This window comes from Parolsenella sp. (genome assembly GCF_982402205.1).
In genome coordinates this window covers 1-2499 of the sequence record NZ_CEVYAT010000186.1, presented here as the reverse complement: position 1 = coordinate 2499, position 2499 = coordinate 1, and the positions used below count along the sequence as shown (strand labels likewise).

Here is a 2499-nt window from a genome sequence, read left to right as displayed (position 1 = left end):
CTCGGTGGGCCTCGTGGGCCGCGAGATCTGCGGCAAGACGGTGGGCATCGTGGGCACGGGCCACATCGGGTGCGCTGTGGCGCGCCTGTTCCGCGCGTTTGGCGCGCGCGTCGTGGGCTATGCGCGCCACGAGAGCGAGGCGGCGCGCGAGGCGGGCATCGAGTTTGTGGGCCTCGCCGACCTGCTCGAGCAGTCCGACATCGTGAGCCTGCACGTGCCGCTCACGCCCGAGACTCGCGGCTGGTTCGACGCCGACAAGATATGCGCCATGCGCGACGGCGCCGTGCTCATCAACTGCGCCCGCGGCGCGATCGTCGACAACGACGCGCTTGCGGCCGCGCTCAACGGCGGCAAGCTGGCTGGTGCCGGCATCGACGTCTTTGACATGGAGCCGCCGCTGCCCGAGGGCTATGCCCTCGCGAGCGCCAAGAACTGCGTGCTCACGCCGCACGTGGCCTACCTCACCGAGGAGTCCATGCAGCGCCGCGCCAAGATCGAGTTCTCCAACGTCATCGACTGGCTTGCCAAGCACTAGACGCGGGTACAGAGGGACGTGTCGTTTGTCCCCGCACGGCGATGTGGGGCGCGCCTATTCCGCGTCCTCTCGCTCGTTCATCCGTTTTACGTGCTGGCAGCCTCTTGCCTCCGTCGCTCATCCGTTTTACGCGTTTGGGTGGCTCTGGACGCGTAATTTGGATGAGCGAAAACCCATGACGGTCGACACAGCCCGCGGGCCTCGTGCTCGCGGGCTTTTGTGTGGCGATGCTTTGCGGAAAGCTGCCTCTAGGCTCACGAGAAAATAGTGTCCGTCGCGTATTGGACTTAACGGACAGGGTGAGTATAATTACCGATGCGACAAGAAATTGCCGATTGAGATAGAAGCATAGGAGAAGGACGAATGGGCAATCAGCTGGGAAGCAGAATTAAAGAGCTGCTTGAAGAAAAAGGAATTTCACGGAAAGAGCTCAGTGAGATGACGGGGCTCACTGAAGCTGCAATTAGCCGTTACATCAACGGTCAGCGTGAGCCCAAATCGATAACGCTTGCCATCATCGCCAGGGCTCTCGGCACCTCTGCCGATGACCTATTGGGTACTCCTTGCGATGACCCTAACAAGCTCGATGGCGCAATCAACCTCGTTGCTCGTAGCGCCAATATAGTTACCCCCGAGCAGAAGAAGCGTCTTATTGATGCCCTTCTCAAGTACTGCTAGGAGCTGCCTCTATGGCTTGGAACCTTTCAGATGCAAACCGGTATGACGAGATTCGCGAGGAGGTAGCCAACCTCATCGAGGATTATGGAATTGAAGTCTATCCGTTCAGCATCTGGAGACTTCTTCGAAAAATGGGAATCAGAGTAGTCCCTTACTCTCTTCTTGAGGGTAGCCTTCGCGATGAGGTCGAGAGGGTCTGGCCTGACGCGTTCACATTTCGTCCCGACGACTTCGATCCCTCTCGGACGATCGTCTTCTATAACGACCCAAAGTCGAGGGGGCGGATTCGCTTCACCCTTGCTCACGAGCTTGGTCACCTTGTGCTCGGCCACCCAAACTCGGACGATCCTCAGCTTGAGGCTGAAGCGATTTTTTTTGCCAACTACTTTTTGGCTCCTGCACCTCTGGTCATCCGGGATTCGAAGAAAGACGTTCAGACGATCATGTCTGATTTCGTAGTGAGTTTCGGTTGCGCCAGATCAGTTCTTGACCGAACGATGAACAGGATTTGGTACGGCCCTAGGGTTCCTCTTGAATACGAGAGCCGCATTTTGGCGACCAGCCGTTTGAGAGGAGGTGGTCGCGTTGCCTGACATGCATTAAAAGGGCCGTCCTTACGCCAATAAGAACGGCCCTAGCTGGGGTCAGCCTGGACCCGATGCCAACGGTAAGTATAAGGCGAGCGATATAATCGAGCGTCTTAACCAGGTGGGCCCCAGCGATTCGTCATTTGTTTTTGACAATCGCATAAGCCGCAATTGCGGCAGAAAGGAGCTTGGATGAGTAGCTCCTATCAGGGCGTGCTGCCTGGAATGCCACCCGAAGCTCGCGAGGCCCGAGGGTCTTCTCGTGATGTCATGCATGCCTATATGACCAAGGGCGTCGTCATCGATCAGCTCAGTGGTATTCCCATCATGGAGGCTGAGCATGAAGTCCCCCATAGGATCATTTCGTTTTCTGAGGCTATGGCCGCCAGTGCCCCAGATAGCTCTGCGTACGTTCACTTCTACGAAAACGATGACAAGATCGAGCGCTTTTGGAACAATCCTTGGAAGTATCTCAATAAGTTGACTGGCTTCGGCGGAGCAATCGCCCCGGACTTTAGTACCGGGCCTGGTGTCCCCGACCCCGTGCGTCGCTACAACGTTTATCGCAACCAGCTTGTTGGTGCTTGGCTCCAGAGTCTGGGGCTTCATGTCCTGTGTAATGTGCGTTGCCCAGCATTTGGGTCAGACTACTTCACTGTTGGTGCTCCGCGTAACTCCCTGATTGCCATCGGCGAAGTT

Annotated in this window: 4 protein-coding genes; all 4 read left to right on the top strand. The window is 57.0% G+C overall.

Features of this window, described 5'->3' with window-relative positions; all coding sequences use genetic code 11:
* Positions 1 to 535 (top strand): NAD(P)-dependent oxidoreductase (locus AC1VTH_RS07865; RefSeq protein WP_481335599.1); only part of this gene is annotated, 535 nt, incomplete at its 5' end.
* Between the two features lie 363 nt (positions 536 to 898).
* Positions 899 to 1213: a helix-turn-helix domain-containing protein gene (locus AC1VTH_RS07860; RefSeq protein WP_481335597.1), complete on the top strand. Its 315-nt coding sequence runs from the start codon at positions 899 to 901 to the stop codon at positions 1211 to 1213.
* Between the two features lie 11 nt (positions 1214 to 1224).
* Complete coding sequence (locus tag AC1VTH_RS07855) at positions 1225 to 1806, top strand: ImmA/IrrE family metallo-endopeptidase (protein WP_481335596.1); 582 nt, start codon at positions 1225 to 1227, stop codon at positions 1804 to 1806.
* Between the two features lie 186 nt (positions 1807 to 1992).
* A partial coding sequence (locus AC1VTH_RS07850; RefSeq protein WP_481335595.1) for a DUF4417 domain-containing protein occupies positions 1993 to 2499 on the top strand: 507 nt, incomplete at its 3' end.